Annotated in this window: 1 protein-coding gene; it reads right to left on the minus strand. The window is 71.6% G+C overall.

What is annotated here, in order from left to right:
• Positions 1 to 3,372, minus strand: a 3,372-nt coding sequence (locus ABT340_RS42350) for a type I polyketide synthase (RefSeq protein ID WP_352016608.1), incomplete at both ends; no start/stop codon positions are given.

A 3,372-nucleotide genomic window follows, 5' to 3' on the forward strand; every position in this document is an offset into this window, starting at 1 on the left:
GGTGTCGGATGTTGTGGGTGGTGACGAGGTGGCGGGCGATGGTGGTGCCGAGGGTGCCGAGGCCGCCGGTGATCAACACCGTCCCCTCAGGATCCCAGCTCCCGGTCCCGCCGCCGGCGGAGACCCGGCTGAGCCGGGGCACGAGGAAGGACCCCGCGCGCACCGCCACCTGAGGCTCGTCCACGGCGACCGCCGTCGCCACCGCGTACGGCAGCGCCGCCCACGAGGCGTCGTCCCCGTCCAGGTCCGCCAGCAGCACACGCCCCGGATGCTCGGTCTGCGCCGAACGCGCCAGCCCCCACACCGGAGCCGCCGTCAGGTCCACGACCTCACCTTCGCCTGCGGCGACGGCGCCGCTGGTCAGGACCAGCAGCCGTCCGTTGTCCCACCGTTCGACCCACTCCCGCAGTACGGCCAGCACCCGTTCCGCGTTGTCGTGCGCCCCGGCCACCGGATCGTCCTGGGCGGAGATCACAAGCACGACGAGGGAGAAAGGCGGCGTCCCGGTCCCAAGGTCCTTGGCGAGCGAGGCGAGGTCGGCGTACGAGGAGACCGTGACCCCCGCCGGAGCGGAGAACGGCCCGCCCAGCACCGCCCACCGCTGTTCCCCGTCCGCCAGGGCCTCCGGCGGGAGCGCCTCCCAGCGGACCCGGAAGAGCGCGTCACCGTGGGCCGCCCCCCGAAGGCGGTCGCGCCCGACCGGGCGAACCCGCAGCTCGTCGATCGAGACGACGGGTGTCCCCGTGGCGTCGGCCGCGTGCAGGGTCAACGACCCCGAACCGGAGACCACCGCGCGCACCCGTAGCGTGGTCGCGCCGGAGGCGTGCAGCCGTACGCCGTTCCAGGTGAACGGCAACCGAGGGTCGTCGTCGAGCCACTCCAGCGCGGCGACGTGCAGGGCCGCGTCGAGCAACGCCGGATGCACACCGTACGGCGCCGCGTCATCCCGGGCTCCGTCAGGCAACGTGACCTCGGCGAACAGCTCCTCACCCCGCCGCCACGCCCGCCGCAGCCCCTGGAACACCGGCCCGTACCCCAGACCGGCGCCGGCCAGTCTGTCGTAGGCGTCCTCCACGTCGAGAGGCCGCGCGCCCGGGGGCGGCCACGCCGTGAGATCCACCGTGGGGGCCGCGTTTCCCGCCGGGGTGAGAACCCCGTCGGCGTGCCTGGTCCAGTCGCCGGTTCTTCCAGCGGTTCCCCCTGAGGGACGGGAGTAGATCTCGACGGATCGCCGCCCGGGCGTCTCCGCCGAGGCGGTCGTGATCACCTGGAGGTCGACGGCTGTGCCCTCCGCGAGGACGAGCGGGGCGTGCAGGACGAGTTCCTCGACGCCGTCGTGCCCGGCGTGGTCGGCGGCGTGCAGGGCGAGTTCGACAAGGGCCGTGCCCGGGACGACGACCGTGCCGAAGACCGCGTGGTCGGCCAGCCAGGGGTGGGTGGTCGTGGACAGGGTGCCGGTGTGCACCGTGCCTCCACCGCCGGCCAACCGGACCTCCGCTCCCAGCAGGGGGTGACCGGCCGAGGCGAGACCGAGATCGGCGGGGTCCGCCGCCCTGCGGGGCGCGTCGATCCACAGCCGTTCCCGCTGGAAGGGGTAGGTGGGCAGGTCGACGGTCCTGGGCTGTCCGGTGAGGGTGGCGGCCCAGTCGACGTCCACGCCGCCGACGTACAGGCGCGCCACGGCGGTGAGCGCGGCGGTGTCCTCCGGCCGGTTACGGCGCGACACCGGGATCGCGGTCACGCCCTCGGCACCGAGGGTCTCCTGGACCATCCCGCTGAGCGTCCCGTCCGGGCCGATCTCCAGGAACGTGTCCAACCCCTCGCCCGGTTCGACCCCCTCGTGCAGACGCCGTACGACGTCGTGGAAGCGGACGGGGTGGCGTAGGTGGTTGGTCCAGTAGGTGGGGTCGGTATGGGTGAGGGGTTTGCCGGTGTGGTCGGAGATGACGGGCAGGGTCGGGGGGTTGAAGGTCAGGGTGCTGATGGCGTCGTGGAACTCGTTGAGGATGGGGTCGAGGTGGTGGGAGTGGAAGGCGTGGCTGACGGTGAGTTTTCGAGTTTTGCGGCCGAGTTCGGTGAAGTGGTCGGTGAGTTTCCGCACGGCGTCGGGGTCGCCGGTGATGACGGTTGAGGTGGGGGTGTTGAGGGCGGCGATACCCACCCCGGGGTCGAGTAGGGGGGTGATGTCTGTTTCGGGGGCGTTGATGGCGGCCATGGCGCCGGGAGGCAACGCGTCCATGAGGTGGGCGCGGGCGGCGACCAGGTGGACGGCGTCCTCCAGGGTGAGCACGCCGGCGAGGTGGGCGGCGGTGATGCCGCCGATGGAGTGGCCTGCCAGAGCGGTGGGGTGGATGTTCCAGGAGGCCAGGAGGTGGTGCAGGGCGGTGTGGAGGGTGAACAGGGCGGGTTGGGTGTAGAGGGTGTGGTTGAGCAGCTCCTCGTGGGCGGGGTCGAAGACGACGTCCTTCAACGCAACAGGGAGGTGGGGGTCGAACAGGGCGGTGACCTGGTCGAAGGCACGAGCGAAGGTGGGGTAGGTCTTGTACAGGGTGTGGCCCATGCCGGTGCGTTGGCTGCCCTGGCCGGTGAAGAGGAAGGTCACCCGGGGTGTGCCGGTGGTGACGGGGGAGTCGGTGAGGGCGCGGAGTCGTTTGATCAGGTCGGCGTTCGTGGTGCCGAGGACGACCGCGCGGTGTTCGAAGGTGGCGCGGGTGGTGGCCAGGGAGTGGGCCACGTCCTCGGGCCTCACCTGGGGATGAGCCTCCAGGTGGTCGGCCAGGCGGGACGCTTGGGCGGTCAGGGCCGCCGCCGAGCGGGCTGACAGGGGAAGCGCGACGGGGGCGGGGTTGGGCTGTTCGTCGCGGGGTTCCGACGGTGTTTCCGGGGCCTGCTCGATGATGACGTGGGCGTTGGTGCCGCTGACGCCGAAGGCGGAAACGGCTGCCCGGCGGGGGTGTCCGGTTTCCGGCCAGGGGGTGTTCTCGGTGAGGAGCTGTACGGTTCCGGCGCTCCAGTCCACGTACGGGGTGGGCTCGTCGACGTGCAGGGTCTTGGGCAGGACCTTCTGCCGGAGGGCCTGGACGGTTTTGATGATGCCGGAGACTCCGGCGGCGGCCTGGGCGTGGCCGATGTTGGACTTCAATGACCCCAGCCACAGGGGCTGGTCTTGTGAACGGTTTTCGCCGTAGACCGCGATGAGTGCCTGGGCTTCGATGGGGTCGCCGAGGGTGGTTCCGGTGCCGTGCGCCTCGACGGCGTCGACATCGGTGGAAGAGAGCGCGGCGTCGTGGAGGGCTTGGCGGATGACGCGTTGTTGGGCGGGTCCGTTGGGGGCGGTGAGGCCGTTGGAGGCGCCGTCCTGGTTGATGGCGG

The sequence above is a fragment of the Streptosporangium sp. NPDC000239 genome (assembly GCF_040300765.1).
In the GTDB taxonomy this organism is placed as follows: domain Bacteria; phylum Actinomycetota; class Actinomycetes; order Streptosporangiales; family Streptosporangiaceae; genus Streptosporangium.